This is a genomic window from Pseudomonas sp. WOUb67, assembly GCF_050058005.1.
Taxonomy (GTDB): Bacteria; Pseudomonadota; Gammaproteobacteria; order Pseudomonadales; family Pseudomonadaceae; genus Aquipseudomonas; species Aquipseudomonas putida_R.
The window spans coordinates 22,077-40,517 of the sequence record NZ_CP170112.1; the positions used below are offsets into that span (position 1 = coordinate 22,077).

Sequence of the window (18,441 nt, forward strand, 5' to 3'; positions counted from 1 at the left end):
GCGAAGAGGCCGGCACAGGCAACCAGGCACTAAAGTTTCAACTCGCCTGGGGTAGCCCCAAACAGCTGCTTGAACGCCGCAATGTAAGCCGAGGTGGAGTCATACCCACACCCCAACGCCGCCTCCGTCACATTCTCCCCCGCCTCCAGCAACGCCAGCGACGACAACAGCCGCATGCGCTGCCGCCAGTTGCGAAAGCTCAACCCGGTCTCGCGCTGGAACAAGCGCATCAGCGTCTTCTCCGAACACCCCAGCTCCCGCGCCCATTGCTGCAAAGTCTGCGGCTGGTCCGGCGCGGCGATCAAACCGTTGCACAGCGCCAGCAACCCCGGATGGCGTGGCAACGGCAGCGAAAACCCGACTTCCGGCAAGGTGCGCAATTGGTCGAGCAGCACCGCCACCAGACGCGCCTCGGCGCTGTCATCCTCCGGGTAGTCCGCCGGGAACAGGCAGAACTGCTTGATCAGTTCGCGCGCCAGCGGGGTCACTTCCAGCACCCGGCATTGCTCCGGTGCCCATGGGCAGGCATCGCGGCGCACATACAGGCTGCGCATCTCTGCCTTCATCGAGGTGACCACTTCGTGTTCGGCATCGGCAGGGATCCACACCCCCCACTGGGGCGGGGCAAAGTAGCTGCCTTCCTGGGTGTACACGCCCAGTACGCCGCTGATGGCGTAGGAAAACTGCACCCAGTCGTGCTGGTGGCGGGTGGTCCAGGAGCCGGCCCCGAGGCTTTCGGCACGGGCATACAGGGGCCTGGGCAAGTGGTCCAGCGCAGGAATGGCGCGAGGATGTCCGATGATCGGCATGGCGGTTTCTTGTAGTTCTGAGCAGACAAGCCTAACAGCTGGGGGAGATGACTGTGACATCTGTGCCGCCTTCTTCGCGGGTAAACCCGCTCCCACAGGGACCGCACAGGTTTCGCAGGCAGTGACATACCTGTGGGAGCGGGTTTACCCGCGAAGAAGGCGACGCGGTATTACAGGAAATCACCGTTCGACGATAACGGTCACCCCCTGCCCACCAGCCGCACAAATCGAAATCAGCCCACGCCCCTTCCCCGCCATCGCCAGCAGCTTCGCCAGGTTGGCCAGTATCCGCCCCCCGGTCGCCGCAAACGGGTGCCCGGCCGCCAACGAGCTGCCCTTGACGTTGAGCTTGCTGCGGTCAATTGCCCCAAGCGGCGCCTCCAGCCCCAACCGTTCGCGGCAATAGTCGGCATCCTCCCAGGCCTTTAGCGTGCACAGCACCTGGGCGGCAAAGGCTTCATGGATCTCGTAGTAGTCAAAGTCCTGCAGCGTCAGGCCATTGCGCGCCAGCAAGCGTGGCACGGCATACACCGGCGCCATCAACAGCCCTTCGCGGCCGTTAACGAAATCCACCGCAGCGGTTTCGCCATCGACCAGGTAAGCCAGCACCTGAAGCCCCTGCTGCGCAGCCCATTCCTCCGTGCCCAGCAGCACCACCGAGGCCCCGTCGGTGAGTGGTGTGGAATTACCCGCCGTCAGCGTGCCCTGGCCGCTGCGGTCGAAGGCGGGTTTGAGCCTGGCCAATTGTTCAAGCGTCAGGTCGGAGCGCAGGTTGTTATCCCGTGACAGCGACAGAAACGGCGTCAGCAAGTCATCCTGCCAACCCTCGGCATACGCGGCGGCCAGCTTCTGGTGGCTGAGCAACGCCAGCGCGTCCTGCTCTGCACGGCCAATGCGCCAGGCTTGGGCCATGCGCTCGCAATGCTCGCCCATCGACAGCCCCGTGCGCGGTTCGCCATTGCGTGGCAACTCGGGTTTCAGGTGGTGAGGCCGCAGTTTGAGGAACGGCTTCAGCCGCTCGCCCAGGCTTCTGCCACGGTTGGCCTGCAGCAGGATGTGGCGCAGCCCTTCGTTGACGGCAATCGGTGCATCGGAGGTGGTATCCACGCCGCCGGCAATGCCGCAGTCGATCTGCCCCAGGGCAATCTTGTTGGCCACCAGCAGCGCCGCCTCAAGCCCGGTGCCGCAGGCTTGCTGGATGTCATAGGCCGGGGTCTGCGGCGACAGGCGCGAACCCAGCACACATTCGCGGGTGAGGTTCATGTCACGTGAATGCTTGAGCACCGCGCCAGCCACCACCTCCCCCAGCCTTAACCCATGCAGGCGATAGCGCTCAATCAGGCCTTCGAGGGCGACCGTGAGCATCGCCTGGTTACTGGCCGTGGCGTAGGCGCCATTGGAGCGGGCAAAGGGGATTCGGTTGCCGCCCAGGATCGCGACCCGGCGAGGTGAACGCATGTGCTTGTTCCTCCTGAAACAATTTGATCCGTACAGCCTAGGTGTTTTTACCGCATTCGAACGACCTTGCCACAAAGTTGGTCCACACTTTCAAGCTTGCCTTTTGCGGAGACCCACTCATGAGCGATCGCTACCTCGGTTTTGCCAACTCCAACCTCGGCCGCCGCCTCGTGGATGCCCTCGGCCTGCCGCGCCCGGCGCCGCTGGAGCGCTGGCAGGCCGGCCGCCTGCGCCCGGTGGAAGGGGCCCTGGTACTGGGTGGCGGGCCGCTGGCAGGCCAGGTCGAAGCCATCGCCCCGCGCCTGACCGACGCGCTGTACTGCTTCAACGCCGATAACCTGCAGGCCGAAGCCTGGGTGGCCGGCCTGGGGCCGAAAATCAAAGCCGTGGTGTTCGATGCCAGTCATCTGTCCGACAGCGATGCGCTGAAGCAGTTGCGCGAATTTTTCCAGCCACTGCTGCGCAGCCTGGCCCCATGCGCCCATGTGGTGGTGCTGGGGCGTGCTCCGGAAAGCCTCGACAACCCGTTGGCCAGCGTCGCCCAACGGGCCCTCGAAGGCTTCAGCCGCTCGCTGGCCAAGGAACTGCTCAATGGCGCGACCGCCCAGCTGCTGTATGTCGCGCCCGGTGCCGAAGACCAGCTGGAGGGCGCCTTGCGCTTCTTTCTCTCACCCAAGAGTGCCTTCATTTCTGGCCAGGTGCTGCGCCTGGAGGCCTGCGCCAGCCAGGTCGGCGACTGGACCCGCCCGCTGGCCGGCCGTCGTGCCCTGGTCACCGGTGCGGCCCGCGGCATCGGCGCCGCCATTGCCGAAACCCTGGCGCGCGATGGCGCCGATGTGTTGCTGCTGGATGTGCCGCAGGCCAGCCAGGACCTCGACGCCTTGGCTGCACGGCTCGGTGGCAAGGCGCTGCCCCTGGATATCTGCGCCAGTGACGCGCCAACGCAACTGCTCGCAGCCCTGCCCGACGGCATCGACATCGTGGTGCACAACGCCGGCATCACCCGCGACAAGACCTTGGCCAACATGACCCCGGAATACTGGGACGCGGTCATGGCGGTCAACCTCAAGGCACCGCAGGTACTGACGCAGGCGCTGTACGACCACGGCGCGCTGGGGGAAAACGCGCGCATCACCTTGCTGGCCTCGGTCAGTGGCATTGCCGGCAACCGCGGGCAGGCCAACTATGCCGCGAGCAAGGCCGGGCTGATCGGCCTGGCCCAAACCTGGGCGCCGCGGCTTGCCGAGCGCGGCGGCAGCATCAACGCTGTCGCCCCCGGCTTTATCGAAACCCACATGACCGCGGCCATGCCCATGGGCCTGCGCGAGGCCGGTCGGCGCTTGAGCTCGCTGGGCCAGGGTGGGCGGCCGCAGGACGTCGCCGAGGCCATCGCATGGCTCAGCCAGCCTGGCTCCGGGGCAGTCAACGGCCAGGTGCTGCGCGTGTGCGGCCAGGCCTTGATGGGAGCCTGACCATGAGCCGACACTGGCACGACCTGCAAAGCCCGGCTGCCCGCGCCAGCCTGTACCTGCGTGCAGCCAGCAAACGCACGATCAGCGGTGACCGCGTGCCGGACGATGGCCTGCGCTGTTTCGTCCCGGTTCAGCCGGGCAACCTGGCGGCCTATCGACGGCTTTGCCACTTTACCGACGATGGCCGCTTGCCGGGCACTTATCCACACGTCATGGCGTTCACGCTGCAGTTGCAGTTGATGACCGCTCCAGGCTTCCCTTTCCCGCTGCTGGGCCTGGTGCACCTGCACAACCGCATCGAAGTGCTGCGCCCGCTTGGCGGTGTCGAAGGGCTGCGTTTTGCGGTGTACGCACACAACCTGCAGCCGCATGCCAAGGGCGGCACCTTCGACCTGGTGACCGAGGCAGAAGACGGCATTGGCCTGCTCTGGCGCGAAACCAGCCGCATGCTGGTGCGCGGGCTGAAGCTGGAGGGCGCAGCGGGCGAGCCTGCCGACGGTGAACCGGAGCCATTGCCCGAGGCTACCCGCTGGTACGCCGACAGTGATATCGGCCGGCGTTATGCCAAGGTTTGCGGTGACTACAACCCTATCCACCTGAGTGCCGCCAGTGCGCGACTGTTCGGCTTCCCCACGGCCATCGCCCATGGCATGTGGAGCAAAGCCATGGCCCTGGCGGCATTGCGCGGGCACCTGCCGCACAGCGGCTATGCCTTTGAAGTGGATTTCCGCAAACCGGTGCGATTGCCGTCGGAGGTGGTGCTTAGTGCCAGTGAAGCGGGGCCTGCGGGGGCGTTGCGGCTGGATGGGCATGGGGGCGTGCTGCATATGCTCGGGCGCTGGGCTTCCCTTTGAATCGTGAGGCTGCTGCGCAGCCTTTTCGCGACACAAGGCCGCTCCCACAGCGACTGCGTCAGCCTTGATGCCAGCGCGGTCTCTGTGGGAGCGGTCTTGCGTCGCGATGGGCCGCAAAGCGGCCCCTTGCTTTGCATCGGGCCTGGGCCGAAGCTATGCAGCATTAGGAGACCCCCGATGAACCTGCAAGAAATCACCCAACGCCTGCACCAGATCCGCGACAACAATGACTGGCGCGGCTTCCACAGCCCGAAGAACCTGGCCATGGCCGCCAGCGTCGAAATGGCCGAGCTGGTGGAAATCTTCCAGTGGCTGAGCGAAGACCAATCGCGCCAGCTGCCTGCCGACAAACTCGCCCACGTCGGCCAGGAAGTCGGTGATGTGGTGCTCTACCTGTTGTTGCTGTGCAGCGAACTGGGCCTGGACATGGACCAGGTGGTGCGGGCCAAGCTGGCCGACAGCGAGAGGCGCTTCGCCCGATGAACGACCGTCACTTCGATGAGCTGGCCACCCGCTTTGCCGAGAAGATCTACGGCGGCGCCAAGGGCGCGATCCGCCTGGCCGTGCTGCAGGCCGACCTGGCCGAGGCACTGCCCGACCGTCCGCTGCGCATCCTCGACATCGGCGCCGGGCTGGGCCACATGGCGTTGTGGCTGGCCCAGCGTGGCCATCACCTGACCCTGGCCGAGCCTGCCGCCCCGATGCTCGACGGCGCCCGGGCGCGCTTTGCCGAGGCCGGCCAGACCGCCACGTTCATCCAGGCCCCCTGGCAAGATCTGCTCGGCCAGCTGACCGAACCCTACGACCTGGTGCTGTGCCATGCCGTGCTCGAATGGCTGGCAGAGCCCGAAAGCATCCTGCCCGTGCTGCACCAGCTCACGGCCCCTACCGGGTGGCTGTCGCTGGCCTTCTACAACCGCGACGCGCTGGTCTATCGCAACCTGCTCAAGGGCCACTTCCGCAAGTTGCGCAGCAACCGGCTGGAAGGTGAAAAGCAGAGCCTGACCCCACAGAAACCGCTTGATCCACGCGAGCTCAAGGCGCAACTTGATCCTATGTGGCAGGTTGAAACCGAGAGCGGTGTGCGGGTGTTCCACGATTACATGCCCAAAGAGTTCCAGGGCAAGGCCGAGCTGCTCGACCTGCTGGAAATGGAACTGGCCTACCGCCGCCACCCCGGCTTTGCCGGGCTTGGCCGCTACCTGCACTGGGTCTGCCGCCCCCGTTGACCCGCCCGCCGGGAGGAATACATGCCGTACCGTCTGTTGTGCCTGGCCCTGCTGCCGCTTGCCTTGGCTGCCTGCCAGGGCAGCAACCCGTATGTGGCCAGCAGCCGCCCGCTGCCCCCGGCCCCCGCCCAGGCGGCCACCACCTTCGACGCAAGCGCCTACCCGGCACCCGCCCGGGATTACGGGCACTACCGCAGCTGGAGCTGGCGCAACGGCCAACTGCCCAGCGGCTCGGCCAATGCCGACCCGGCGCAACTGGCCGATGCCGTCAGCGGCGCACTCGACCAGCATGGCCTGCGCCCTGCCCGAGGAGCTTCGGGCGATTTGCTGGTCAGCGCCGACATGCGCCTGGAAAAACGCTTGCGCCAGGTGCGTGACTACGACAGCTACGACCCCTACTACGGCCCCTACCCCTACGGTGGTGTCGGTTATGGTGGCTACCGCCACGGCTATGGGGGCTATGCCAGCGTGCCCATCGTGCGCACCTACGAGGTGGAGGTGATGGTTGTGCGCATCGACCTGTACGACGCCCGCAGCGGCCAGCCGGTGTGGAGCGCCAGCGCCGAAAGCGGCAGCGACAAGGACTCGCCGCGTGAACGCGAAAGCGCCCTGCGCGATTCTGTGCACAAGGCGCTCAGCGGCTATCCTCCCAGTTAACGTTTAACGGAGAACCATCATGTTGCGCCGTCTCGTTCTACTGTCATTCGCGTTATTGCTCGCCGCCTGCTCCAGCAATAACGTCCAGCAGGATTTCGATGCAAGCCGCGATTTTGCCGCCTATCGCAGCTGGGCGTGGCAGGAGCCGGGCCTGCAATACCGCCCGGACGACCCGCGCATCAAAAGCGACCTCACCGAACAGCGCATCCGCCAAGCGGTGGCCGACCAGCTCGACCAGCGCGGCCTGCGCCCTGTGCAGGCTGGCGCGCGGCCTGACCTGGGCGTGCGCACGTACCTGATTGTCGAGCAGCGCCAGCAACAGATCACCACCAACTACGGCGGTGGCTGGGGCGGTTATTGGGGTGGCTACTGGGGCGGCCCGATGTACAACGAAACCCGCAGTGTCGACTACAAGGTCGCCACCATTCAGATCGACATGTTCGACGGGCGTGACGGCAAGCTGGTGTGGCGCGGCAGTGCCGAGCAGATCATGAACAACTACCCGCCAAGCCCGGAAGAACGCAACAGCGCCATTCACAATACCGTGACCAAGGTGCTGGCCAACTACCCGCCGGGAAGCAAGAAGTAAGTTTCAAACGCGGCCTCCCTAGGCGCCGCGGACTCTGTGGGAGCGGGTTCACCCGCGAAGAAAGCGACACGGTGCATGGCACCGGCTTCGCCGGTGTTCGCGGCGGTTCGACGCTTCGATGAACCCGCTCCCACAGAGATCGCGGTCATGATCACTTGCGCATCACCTGCCAGGTCGATGCCACCTACGACAAAATCCATTCCAGCCACGCCTTTTTCCCCTTCCCGCCCACTCGTCCGCAGGTTCTTGTCTATCTTCACTTAAGGAAACCTGACTGACCGGGTAGATGTGTTCAACATTTGGGAAAGGCGACCTGCCAATGCAAAGCATTGTTCTCCTGCTGTGGCTTGCCTTGTGCTCCGAACAGGATGTGCGTCAACGCCAGATATCCGATCTGCTGACCCTGGGCGTGGCCGCCGGCGCCCTGTTCTGGCTGTTCGCAACCGGCCACAGCTGGATCGGCGCCGATGCCAGTGATGCCGGCTGGGCGCTGGCCATCGTCATGCTGCTTACATTGCCCGGCTACATGCTCGGCCGCTTCGGTGCCGACGACGTCAAGCTGATGGGCGCCCTGGCCCTGGCCACCAGCCCGCAATACGTGCTCGGCACCTTCATCGGCGCCGGTGTCAGCGTGCTGGTCTGGCTGCTCACGCGGCGGCGCCTGTGGACCCTGCTCAACCCCAAGGTGAAGAAGCGTTTGCAGGCCCTGACCGAAGAAATGGGCGACAAACAGGCATTCGTACCCTACGTGTTAGCAGGTTTTCTTCTAACGGCGGTATGGATCCAATAATCACTCCTGTGGTCCCATGTCTTGTACATAACTTGTACATAACCGGAAAGTGCGACTATTTTTAAGCTGCCAGCGTGTCTGGCACGGGAGCAGGACCGCATTCGAACAGGGAGTTGATCGTGACCAGACCATTCAGTGAAGTAAAGGTATTGGTGGTCGATGACCAACCAGTCATCGTCGAACAGTTGTGTGAGTTTCTCGAAACCCAGGGCTACCACTGCCTGCCAGCCCATTCCACCGACGACGCCATCCAGCGCTACCTGGCCGACGAGGCCATCGGTCTGATCATCTGCGACCTGCACATGCCTGAGCGTGATGGCATCGAACTGGTCCGCGCCCTCAAGGAAGTCACCGGGCAACGTATGTTTGAAGCCATCATGCTGACCGGGCGTGCGGACAAACAGGACGTGATCCGTGCCCTGCGCGAAGGCTTTGCCGATTATTACCAGAAGCCCATGAACCTCGACGAACTGCTGGAAGGCGTGCGCCGCCAGGAAGAGGCCCTGCAAGAGCGCCAGCGCAACTTCCGCGCCCTGGGCGGGTTGAACCAGCGCTTGCAGGACCTGGCGGACTCGGTGGACGAGCTGTACCAGGACCTGGAAAAAGCCCGTGGCCAAGGTACCCACCGGCGTGCCACCGATGTGGAAGAGAGCGAAAACGAGCTGCCGGCCGCCTTCGAGAAGCTGTCGCCACGCCAACTGGAAGTGGCGCGGCTGGTGAGCAAGGGCAAGACCAACTACCAGATCGCCTGTGAACTGGGCATTACCGAAAATACCGTGAAGCTGTATGTGTCGCAGGTGTTGCGACTGACCCACATGCACAACCGTACCCAGCTGGCATTGGCGCTGACGCCCAGCTCGTCGCCGGTGCATTTGAGGTTTACTACCCATTGAGGGTGTGGCTTTGAGATTTTGGGGCTGCTGTGCAGCCCATCGCGACACAAGGCCGCTCCTACAAGGGACCGCGTAACCTGTGGGAGCGGCCTTGCCGGGGCGCCGGACCGGTCGGAAAGGGGCGCGGAGCGCCCCCCTACATTTGGAAACCCAAACTCAGGGTCAGCCGGGGGCCACGGTCCAGGCTATCCAAGGCCACATCCGCCAAAGGCTTCGCCAGCTCCAGCGCAACATTGAAGAAACGCCCATCCCCCAACCGCACACCCAGTGCCGCCGAAGCCAGATGGGCATCGTCCTCCGGCCCCCGGTTATGCCAGGCCTGCGCCACATCCACTGCCGCATAGGGCTGAACCAGCGCCAGCCCGTAACCTCGCAGGAGGTAGTTCAGTTCGTAAGCCACACCCCAGCCTTTGTCCCCTTCTGCCTGGTCACGCGGGTAGCCACGGCCAAAATGCTGCCCACCAAAGCCAGCCCTTTCGCTGTCGGGCAGTTGGTCATCACTCCAATACAGCGCGCCCGACACCACCCCCTGCCAGTTGCCAGCCAGCGTGTCACTCTGCAAACCGGAAAGCCGCAGCCGCAGGAAATCCAGATCGTAGTCGGCATCGCTGCGCGCCCCCAGGTAATCCAGCCCCTGATAGACCCCGGCACTGACAATACGCAGGCGGTTACCTTCCACTTTGCGCCAGTCGCCCTCAAAGGAAAGCGCGCGCACACCGGTGTCGTAGTCGCGAACCGAAGGCTGCCCGTCCAGTCGGTCCTCAACGTGCTCGCTGACCGCATACAGGTGCCCCTGCACGGCCATCCATTCGTTCGGCCTCACAACCACTGGCTGGCGCAGGCCCACCGCATAGCGTTCACTGTCGCGCTCGCGGGTCATGTCACGGCCATCGTCCAGACGAATACGCGTGCCCGGATCACTGCGGTAGCGCGAAGCCGAGAGCAGCAACTGGCTGCCGGCAGCATCCAGGTACTGGCTGTAGTCCAGCCGCTGGTAATGCACCTGGTCATCACCCGGAGGCAACAGCAGGCTGGCCTTTAACTGTTCGGCAAAGCGGGTCTGGACATTGCTGGTTGCCGTCAGCAGCGCCTGCGCATCGTCGCGACTGGAATCGGCCACGGTAACAGCGGCGCTGAACGGCTTGCGCCGCGCATGCACGGTCAGGCGGGCGGCCCCGTCAGCGGTTTGCGCCATCGCCAGCTCAGCCTCTATCGACACACCCGGCAGGCGTTCGGCGAGCCCCAGGTAGCGTTCCAGGGTTTCTCGTGTCAGCGGGCGCTCGGCTTCCAGCTGCGTCAGCAACTGCTGCAGGTAGTCACCGGCCGGGCCGATGTCGCCGTCCACGCGGTAATCCCGGATGTAACCTTCGACCAGCACCACATTGACCCGGCCTTCGGCCACATCCTGAGGTGGCAGGTAGGCGTATGAAAGCAGGTAGCCCTCCTGCCGGTAGCGCTCGGTCAGGCGCTCGGTGTACTGCTGCAGCTCGCCTAATGTGATGTTGTGCCCGATCAACGGCTGGTAGTGCTCGCGCAAGTCGCTCAAGGGGAACACCGTACCGCCTTCGAAACGCACCTTGTGCAGCACCATGCGCGTATCCGCAGGCGCCCAGGCCTGGCTTTCGGCGTTTGGCCGGGGCATTCGCAGGTTGGGGCTGGGGGGCCGATAGGTGTCTACCGGCAGGTTGGTGTCGGGCAGGCGCCGTTCGTACTCATGGCTGTCGAGAAAACCCGGCAACGCCTCGGCCTGGGCCAAAAACGCCCAAGGCAGCAACAACAGGGGCACGGCCAGAGGACGCATAGGGCGCTCCATGTTCCCTTGGGTTGCGGGGCACCAGCCGGTCACACCCGTCACTTGCAAGCGTAGGTGCTGGCCCGGCTGCCGTCGAACGCCTACTCGCTGACCTGGAATGCCACCCGCGCGGTCTCGCCGCTTTCGTCCAGCGCACTGAGCTCGGCCTGCCCGGCCTGCGGCAAGCGCACCAGCAGGCTGTCCTGCCCCTGGGTTTCGCCCAACGGCTGGCCATTGAGGAACCACCAGCGCCGCCGGCCACCGCCCAGGGCCGACACATGCAGCTGCAACGGCTCGCTGCTGGTCGCCGGGCGGCGCAGGTTATCACCCGGGCGTACGCCGACGATCGACAGCGGCGGCGCGCTGGCCGGCACCTGCGGTGGGCAGGCCGGGTCGATGGCGGGCAGCCGCGCCGTGCGCCGCTCCACGCGGGGCAGCCAAGGCTCCAGCGGGGCCGGCCACAAGGCAATGTCGCGGACCTTGGCGCCTGGGCAACTGCCATCCACACGCAGCCCCTGGTCGTTGACCCACACACTTTCGCGCAGGCCCAGGCCCAGCGGCTGGTCGGCGGCTTGCAGCGTCGGTGGTGTGGTGCCGTCCAGGGTCCAGGCAAAACGCTGGCGCCGGCAGTTGGGGTCCTGTTTGCTCATCGGCTGCCCCAGCGGCCAACAGATTGCCGCCACACCGACATTCGCCGGCACCCGCTCCACCGGCACGCTGATGCCACGCTGGCTGTCGCGGTTGCTCAACAGGTCGTGCACCTGCAGCATCAACGGCGCCGCCGAGGCCAGGCCGAACTGGCCGGGTACCGGCGTGCCGTCGGGGCGGCCGATCCACACGCCGATCAGGTAGCGCGGGCCTACGCCAATCGACCAGGCATCGCGAAAGCCATAACTGGTGCCCGTCTTCCAGGCCAGTTGTGGGCGCTGCACCAGCTCGGCATGCGGGTCGCGGTCGGGGCGCGCCTGGCCGCTGAGGATGCGCCGGATGATCCACGCCGCCCCCGGTGACAGCAGCCGGCGCTCCACCAGCGGGTCCTGTGGCTGCAAGCGCACTCGCGCACTGTTGCCACCCCGCGCCAGCGCCGCGTAGCCACCCACCAGGTCTTCAAGGCGGCTGCCGGCACCGCCCAGGATCAACGACAGGTTGGGCTCGGCCAAGGGTGGCAATATCAGTGGCATGCCCGCCATGCGCAGTTGTGCGGCAAAGCGTTTCGGGCCGTAGGCCTCCAGCAACTGCACGGCCGGCAGGTTGAGTGACAGGGCCAGCGCCGAGCTGGCCGACACCGGCCCACTGAAGCCCATGGAGAAGTTGCCGGGGCGGTAGTCGCCATAGCGGCGCGGCACATCCTGCAACAACGATTCGGAATGGATCAGGCCATCGTCCAGCGCCATGCCGTAAAGGAACGGCTTGAGGGTGGAGCCGGGCGAACGTAGCGAGCGCACCATGTCGACATGCCCGAAGCGGCGCTCATCGGCCAGCTCGATCGAGCCAAGGTAGGCACGCACCGCCATGGTCTGCGCCTCGACCACCAGGATGGCGGCAGAGGTGCGCTCCGGAAGCCGCGCGCGCCAGCCCAGCAGCAAATCTTCAAGGCGCCGCTGCAACGCCGCATCGAGCGTGGTACGGATCAGCGGCGGGCTGTCGGCGCTGTTCAGGCGCCGGGCGAGCAAGGGCGCCAGCGCTGGCTCCTGGCGTGGGGCCAGCAGCAGCGGCTCTTCGGCGGCCTCACGAATTTGCTGCACAGGCCACACCTGGTATTCGGCCAGGCGCTGCAACACCTTGTCGCGGGCACGCTGGGCACGCTCAGGGTGGCGGTCCGGGCGCAGCCGGCTGGGTGCCTGGGGCAGCACCGCCAGCAGCGCTGCTTCGGCCGGGGTCAGGTGCATCGGCGACTTGCCCAGGTACGCCCAACTGGCGGCAGCCACGCCCTGCAGGGTGCCGCCGAAGGGCGCGCGGTCCAGGTAGATCTGCAGGATTTCACGTTTGGACAAGTGCCACTCCAGCTGCGCCGTACGCCACAGCTGGCGCAGTTTGCCGGCCAGGGTGCGGTCATGCGGGTCTAGCAGCCGTGCCACCTGCATCGACAGCGTGCTGCCGCCCGACACCACACGCCCACCCCGCAGGTTCAGCCAGGCCGCGCGCGCCAGGGCCAACGGGTTGACCCCGGGGTGGCGGTAGAACCAGCGGTCCTCGTAGGTCAGCAAGGCCTGCAGGTACAACGGCGAAACCTGGTCCGGGCTGACCGGGTAGCGCCACACACCCTCCGCATCGGCAAAACGCCACAAGGGCGTACCGTCTTCGGCCAGCACTACCCGCGCCAGGTCGTCGCCCGGCAGCGGCAGCGGGCACAGCCGGTCGGCCAGCCACAACAGGCCGCACAGCACCAGCAGGCCAATCAGCGTGGCGCGCAACAGCCTGCCCGCACGCGCTAAGCTTGGCATCGGGAACCGACCTGGCCAGGTGATGGCCAAAGGCTTGGGAACGGCAACATCGCCGATTCGTTCATCAGGAAGCAACTATGCATGTAGAAGGTTTTTTCGAGTGGCTGGGCCAGGCACTGGGGTCGTTGATCCGCTTCATCGTCGACGCATTGAGCGGGCTGTTCAACCTGCTGGCCAATGCCGGTGGCAATTTCATCGACGGCCTGGCGCGCACCCTGGGCACGGACACCTCGCTGATCAGCATCCTGGCCCTGATCATCGGCCTGATGCTGCTGTACTCGGCAATCCGCGCGTTCATGCGCGCCTCGATCATCCTCGGGATCATCTGGCTGGTGCTGGGGTTGTGGGTGATGAGCTGGGTGATTCACTAAAAGCCAGAACCTACACCTTTGTAGGAGCAGCCTTGTGCTGCGAAGAGGCCAGTAAGCACACTGAAAGAAGTGCTGTCTCTACTGGCCTCTTCGCAGCACAAGGCTGCTCCTACAGGTGAGCCTGTTGCCTCAGCGGGCTTTTACGGTCATCTCCCCTTGCCCATCGCCCACAGCCTGCAGGTTCGGCCGGTACATCGACTCAACCTGCGGCGGCGGTACGCGGTAGGTGCCCGGGGTCACTGCCCGTGCCAGGTACAGCAGGTGGGTGGTGCCGTAGCTGTCGAGCTTGAGCGCGGCAACGTAGCGGTCATCACGGTACTCCTGGTGCACCACGCTGGCGTTCTGCATCGACTCGCGCCATTCCTTCACCGCGCTGCTGGCGTTGTCCAGGCTGGCGGCGCTTTGCGCCAGGTTCTGGTTTTCCAGCTCCAGGCCTGCCGGCAGCAGGTCCACCACCAGCGCATCCGGCACACGGTCTTCGGCCTTCAGCGCCAGGTGCACCAGCACCAGGTCGCCACTGCGCAGGTTGTGCAGGTCCAGCGGCTGGCCATTCATGCCCAGGTACTCACGACGAATCTGCATACCGTTACCGCCGGCCACAGGCGCCTGGCGTGGGTAACCGGACAAGGTCAGCTGCTGGTACAGCGTCTCGCTGCCTTCGTTCTGCACGCTCAGTGGCGATGCCAGCAACGGGCCTTCCAGCTTCATGCCGGCCTCGGCATTGTTGAACTCGCGCACCTCGCCCGCACTGTCCAGGCGTGCCTGCCACTTGCCTTCCGGCTTGCCCAGCAGGCCACGGCCGGCCAGGAACAGCGCATTGCGCTCCTGGGTCGACAACCAGCGGTTGGCCGCCAGTTCATCCGACAAGGCGAACAGGCGCTGGTCGACCTGGCTGCTGGCCAGGTTGCTCTCCTGCAGCAATGCCAATATCAGCGCCTGGTCACGCAGGGCGCTGCCGTAGTCGGCCATCCAGCCTTTGCCACGGCTGATGCCCAGGCCCGCCTGCAAGGCTTGCTCGGCACGCGGTTTGTCGCCCATCTTGTCCAGCGCCACCGCCAGTTGCACCAACGGCAGGCCGGAGCGAGCATCGGCACGGCGCTCGAACAGGCCACGCAGGGCACCCAACGGCGCCTGCTGGCTGCGCGACAGCACCAGCGCCGCATAGGCCTGTACGGCAAAGCGGGTGTGGTCGGCGTTTTCGCTGTAGTCGACTTCGATCAGGTTGCGCTCTTGCAAGTAACGCAGCAGGCGCTCGCTGGCCTTCTTCAGCGCTTCGGCCGGCACGCCATAACCCTGGTCACGGGCACGCAAGAGGAAGTCGGTGACGTAGGCAGTCAGCCAGTACTCCTCTTCGCTGTCCGAACTCCACAGCCCGAAGCTGCCGTTGTAACGCTGCATGCCTAGCAGGTGCTCGATACCCATCTCGATCTTGCGCTTGCGCACATCCGCCGGCTCGCCCTTGATGCCCAGGCGCTTGAGGCTGTCGGCATCGGCGTACAGCGACGGGTAAAGGCCGCTGGTGGTCTGCTCCAGGCAACCGTAAGGGTATGCCTCCAGCGCGCGAATCTGCTCGGCCAGGTTCAACGGGGGCCGGCTCGACAACGCCAGGCTGGCCTCCAGGCCAGCGGGTTCGAAGGCGGCAAGGTCTGCTTCCGGCAGGGTCCAAGGCTGATCCTTCAAGGCCACGCGGTAGTGCTTGAGCATTGCCGGGTAGGCCGGGCGCACGCCCAGCGTCCACTCACGCTCGAACGCGATGGTCGGCTCGTTCGGCAGTTGCAGGCCAGTGACACGCACATGCACCTTGCCCTGCCCCAGACCACCCTGGGCCTGCACCGGAATCATCAGCGTCGAACGCTGCCCCTCGGCCAGGGCAACGGTCTGCACGGCATTGGTGGCCAGGCTCAGTTGCCCTTCGGTAGTGATTTCAACGTTCAGCTGCTGGGCGCGGCCCGACAGGTTGGCCAGGTCCAGCGCCAGGCTGGTGCGGTCGCCACCGGCCAGGAAGCGCGGGGCCGACAGCTCGGCAATCAGCGGCGCGGCGACCACGGTCTTGCCCTCGGCCATGCCGAAGTGTTCTTCGGTCCAGGCCTGGGCCATCAGCCGCAGTTCACCGTTGAAGTCGGGGATGTCGACCGTGGCCTGGCCCTCACCGTTTTCGTCCAGGGTCACCGGCAGGCTCTGCTGGGCGACGATGGTGACCGTGGTGTTAGGGCGCTTGCCGCCCTTGGCCATCGCCGCATCACCACCGAACGCCAGGCTGGCCAGGCGACCCTGCCCGGCTTCGATCAGCTGGCCATAGATATCCAGTTGGTCGGCGCCGTAGGCCTTGCGCCCGAACAGGCTGGCAAACGGATCGGGCGTTTTGAAATCGGTAATGTTGAGGATGCCCACATCCACCGCCGACAACAGCACATGCACCTGCTTGGGCACGCTGCCATCGGCATTGGCGGCCTTGACCTTCACGGTCAGCGGCTGTTTCGGGCGCATTTTCTCCGGCGCCTGCAGGCTCACCGCCAACTTGCGCTCGGCGCGGTCCAGCGGCAGGTGCAGCACGCCGACTGAACGCTTGGGCGTGGCGTTGGCCTTGCGCTCACCCGGGCGGATCACCAGCGCGCTGATGTACAGGTCGTGGCGTGCCCAGGCTTTGTCCAGTTGCACATCGAAGGTCTTGCCCTCGGCGGGCACTTCGATTTCCTGCCACCACAACGGGCCATCGCTGGATTCGATAATCAGGTAGCCGCTGCCAGCGGCAGGCGGGGTGACGGTGACCTTGGCCGTGGCGCCGTCGGCGTAGGACGGTTTGTCCAGTGCCAGCTTGACCTGGTCGGGGCGCACGGCACCGCCTTCGGCGTTGTCCTGGGCGCGGTAGCCGGCCCAGAAGCGCTCGCTGGACACCAGGCCAGTCTGCGGGTCTTCCACCTCGACGCGGTACGGGCCCCATTCAACCTGGAAGCTCAGCTTGGCGGTGGAGCCTGCCTTGACGCTGACGGTCTCTTCGTTCTGGGTAAGGAATTTCTCGTTGTAGGCGTAGCTCCAGCCGTCGCTCTGCGAGTAGTTCCAGTAGTAGTCGCGGCGCTCGCGGATCAACCGCACCTTGAGGTCGTTGGCCGCCAGCTTGTTGCCATCGCGGTCGGCCACCAGGAACTCGAATTCCACCGGCCCGTCGCTATCGGTTTCCTCGCCCTCGAACAGGCCACGCAGGCCCGGCAGGCGCTCGGCTGGCCAGATCGGCTGCTCCAGGCGCCGGGTGATCGGCCGGCCACCGGACTCCTGCAGGCTGGCCTGCACGGTCAGTTGCAGCGGCGAGCGGGCTTCGGCCCAGCGGCTTTCGATGTCGACCACTGCCTTGCCGGCCTGGTCGAGGGTCACTTCGTCCAGCTCCAGGTCCTGGTTCAGCTCGGTTTCGGTGACCGCGCCAAACTGGTAGCCGGGCAGCGCAGGTACTGCCTCGCGAAGGGGACGCACATAAGCCTGGCCACTCAGGCGATTACCGGCAGCCGGGGCACCATACAGGTAACGGCCATTGACCTCGATGCGCGCATCCTCCTCCGGCGACAGCGGCGTGCTGCTGCCCTTCAGCTCCAGCGCCAGGCGCTCGGGCAGGAAGTCTTCGACCAGGAATTCATACACCTGCTTGCGCCCGCCGCCCAGGTCGAGCAGCATTTGCCAGCGGCCAGTCGGGGCCTCGGTGGCCAGCTGCAACTGGTATTGGTACAAGCCATTGCTGTCGGCTTCCCAGACGAACTTGCGGCTCACCTGTTCATCCGGGCGCCGCACCTCCACGTTCACCGGCTGGGCTTTGACGGGCTTGCCGTCCTGGTCGCGCAGCAGGCCGTTGAGCAGCACGGTTTCACCTGGGCGATACAGGTCACGCGGGCCGAAGATGAAAAACTGCAACGGGTTGGCCTGGGGGCCGGTAATGTCGAATTCGGCCAGGTCCAGGGCAGCAGTGTTCAGGCGCAACAGGGTGGTGTGCACACCTTGGGTGGCGATCAGGGTATCGGCCTTGGGCGTGATCGGCAGCTGGGCGTGGCCCTTGCCATCGGTGCTGGCCTGGGCCAGCAGCTTGCCCTTCTCGTCATGGATTTCGAGGTTGACGCCGTTCAGCGCCTTGCCGCCTTCCAGCGCCTGGGCGAACACGTCGATGCGGTCGCGGTAGCGGTGCGCCGACACGCCGATGTCGCTGAGGGTGAACAGGGTCGCTGGTTGCGAGTAGTCGTAGGTGCCCGAGGCACGCATCACCGCCAGGTACACGCCCGGGTCTTGCAGCGGCTTGATGCCGGCGATGGGCAGCAGCACGGTTTCGCGGGTGTTGCGGGCGGGGTTGAGGTCGAAGCGGCCGCTGTAGACCAGCTCGGCCATGTCCAGGGTTTCCTTGGACTGGTAGTAGTACAGGCTGCTGTTGCGCCCCCAGCTGGCCAGGAAGGTCGAGAGCATTTCCGGCTTCACCCGGAAGAACTCGACATCGACCTTGTCGACGTTCAGGGCAATCACCGGCAGGCCTTCGGCCAGGCGCGTGGGCAGCAGCGAACCGCGGCTGGCAAAGCCGATGGTCGGCTGCATGTCGCGGGTTTCCAGCTGGGTGACCGACTCGCTGTCCAGTTGCTTGCCGTTGACCGCGAGCAAGCCCTTGTCGACGGTCAGCACCAGCTTGCGCTGCGGCTCCAGGTGGCGCAGGCGCAGCTCCATCTGGTTGTCAGAGAGTTCCCAGGCGCCGTCGAGCTTACCCTTGACGGTGTCGACCAGGTGCACCTTGCTGGCGAAGTCCTGCTTGGCATCCAGCGGTGCGGAGAAGCTGATCGACAGCGTTGATGCGCCATCGAGCTGCACCTCCGAAGCATCCAGCACCGTAAGCTCGCGGCCTTCGTAGCGTTTGGCGAGCACAGCCGGGTCTTCGCGCTTGGGCGCGGGTGCTTCGGCAGGCGCAGAGGCAGCGGGTTTCTCGGCCGGCGCCGGTTTTTCCGGCGTGGAAGAGTCACAGGCACTGAGCAAAGCCAGCGCGCAGGCCAGCAACAATCCTTTGTTGAACATGGAGTAGGAACTCTTAGGCAGCGTGTACGTGAGGGCAGCAACTATAGCTCAA

Annotated in this window: 14 protein-coding genes; 9 read left to right on the forward strand and 5 right to left on the reverse strand. The window is 65.4% G+C overall.

Annotation, left to right across the window (positions count from 1 at the left end; all coding sequences use genetic code 11):
- Positions 1 to 29 precede the first annotated feature (29 nt).
- Positions 30 to 809: an AraC family transcriptional regulator gene (locus tag ABOC32_RS00110; RefSeq protein WP_426809768.1), complete on the reverse strand. Its 780-nt coding sequence runs from the start codon at positions 807 to 809 to the stop codon at positions 30 to 32.
- A 180-nt stretch (positions 810 to 989) separates the two neighbouring features.
- Positions 990 to 2,267, reverse strand: a complete 1,278-nt coding sequence (locus ABOC32_RS00115) for an acetyl-CoA C-acetyltransferase (RefSeq protein WP_426809769.1) — start codon at positions 2,265 to 2,267, stop codon at positions 990 to 992.
- A 119-nt stretch (positions 2,268 to 2,386) separates the two neighbouring features.
- Here ABOC32_RS00115 and ABOC32_RS00120 point away from each other — a divergent pair, with 119 nt between their 5' ends.
- The 8 genes from ABOC32_RS00120 to ABOC32_RS00155 all read left to right on the forward strand — a co-directional run bounded on the left by ABOC32_RS00120 (position 2,387) and on the right by ABOC32_RS00155 (position 8,751).
- Positions 2,387 to 3,739, forward strand: a complete 1,353-nt coding sequence (locus tag ABOC32_RS00120; RefSeq protein WP_426809770.1) for a 3-oxoacyl-ACP reductase — start codon at positions 2,387 to 2,389, stop codon at positions 3,737 to 3,739.
- A gap of 2 nt (positions 3,740 to 3,741) precedes the next feature.
- Complete coding sequence (locus ABOC32_RS00125) at positions 3,742 to 4,593, forward strand: MaoC family dehydratase (protein ID WP_426809771.1); 852 nt, start codon at positions 3,742 to 3,744, stop codon at positions 4,591 to 4,593.
- A gap of 177 nt (positions 4,594 to 4,770) precedes the next feature.
- The gene (locus ABOC32_RS00130) at positions 4,771 to 5,076 is read left to right on the forward strand and encodes a MazG-like family protein (RefSeq protein WP_234229265.1); all 306 of its coding nucleotides are present in this window, start codon (positions 4,771 to 4,773) and stop codon (positions 5,074 to 5,076) included.
- Positions 5,073 to 5,822, forward strand: a complete 750-nt coding sequence (locus ABOC32_RS00135) for a methyltransferase (protein WP_234229266.1) — start codon at positions 5,073 to 5,075, stop codon at positions 5,820 to 5,822. Before ABOC32_RS00130 ends, ABOC32_RS00135 begins: the two co-directional genes overlap by 4 nt.
- Before the next feature lie 21 nt (positions 5,823 to 5,843).
- Positions 5,844 to 6,479, forward strand: a complete 636-nt coding sequence (locus tag ABOC32_RS00140) for a DUF4136 domain-containing protein (protein WP_086974973.1) — start codon at positions 5,844 to 5,846, stop codon at positions 6,477 to 6,479.
- Between the two features lie 19 nt (positions 6,480 to 6,498).
- Positions 6,499 to 7,068 (forward strand): DUF4136 domain-containing protein, encoded by a 570-nt coding sequence (locus ABOC32_RS00145; RefSeq protein WP_426809772.1) that lies wholly within the window; start codon positions 6,499 to 6,501, stop codon positions 7,066 to 7,068.
- Between the two features lie 319 nt (positions 7,069 to 7,387).
- Positions 7,388 to 7,858 (forward strand): A24 family peptidase, encoded by a 471-nt coding sequence (locus tag ABOC32_RS00150; protein WP_043199272.1) that lies wholly within the window; start codon positions 7,388 to 7,390, stop codon positions 7,856 to 7,858.
- 119 nt (positions 7,859 to 7,977) lie between these two features.
- Positions 7,978 to 8,751, forward strand: coding sequence for a response regulator transcription factor (locus ABOC32_RS00155; RefSeq protein WP_043199274.1), 774 nt, complete (start codon positions 7,978 to 7,980; stop codon positions 8,749 to 8,751).
- 136 nt (positions 8,752 to 8,887) lie between these two features.
- Here ABOC32_RS00155 and ABOC32_RS00160 read toward each other — a convergent pair whose 3' ends face one another.
- Positions 8,888 to 10,552, reverse strand: coding sequence for a ShlB/FhaC/HecB family hemolysin secretion/activation protein (locus ABOC32_RS00160; RefSeq protein WP_426809773.1), 1,665 nt, complete (start codon positions 10,550 to 10,552; stop codon positions 8,888 to 8,890).
- 92 nt (positions 10,553 to 10,644) lie between these two features.
- The gene (pbpC, locus tag ABOC32_RS00165) at positions 10,645 to 12,987 is read right to left on the reverse strand and encodes a peptidoglycan glycosyltransferase PbpC (protein ID WP_426809774.1); all 2,343 of its coding nucleotides are present in this window, start codon (positions 12,985 to 12,987) and stop codon (positions 10,645 to 10,647) included.
- A 77-nt stretch (positions 12,988 to 13,064) separates the two neighbouring features.
- Here pbpC and ABOC32_RS00170 point away from each other — a divergent pair, with 77 nt between their 5' ends.
- Positions 13,065 to 13,358, forward strand: a complete 294-nt coding sequence (locus tag ABOC32_RS00170; RefSeq protein WP_043199280.1) for a hypothetical protein — start codon at positions 13,065 to 13,067, stop codon at positions 13,356 to 13,358.
- Between the two features lie 129 nt (positions 13,359 to 13,487).
- Here the strand turns inward: ABOC32_RS00170 and ABOC32_RS00175 are convergent, their stop codons facing one another.
- Positions 13,488 to 18,389, reverse strand: coding sequence for an alpha-2-macroglobulin family protein (locus ABOC32_RS00175; RefSeq protein WP_426809775.1), 4,902 nt, complete (start codon positions 18,387 to 18,389; stop codon positions 13,488 to 13,490).
- Positions 18,390 to 18,441 lie beyond the last annotated feature (52 nt).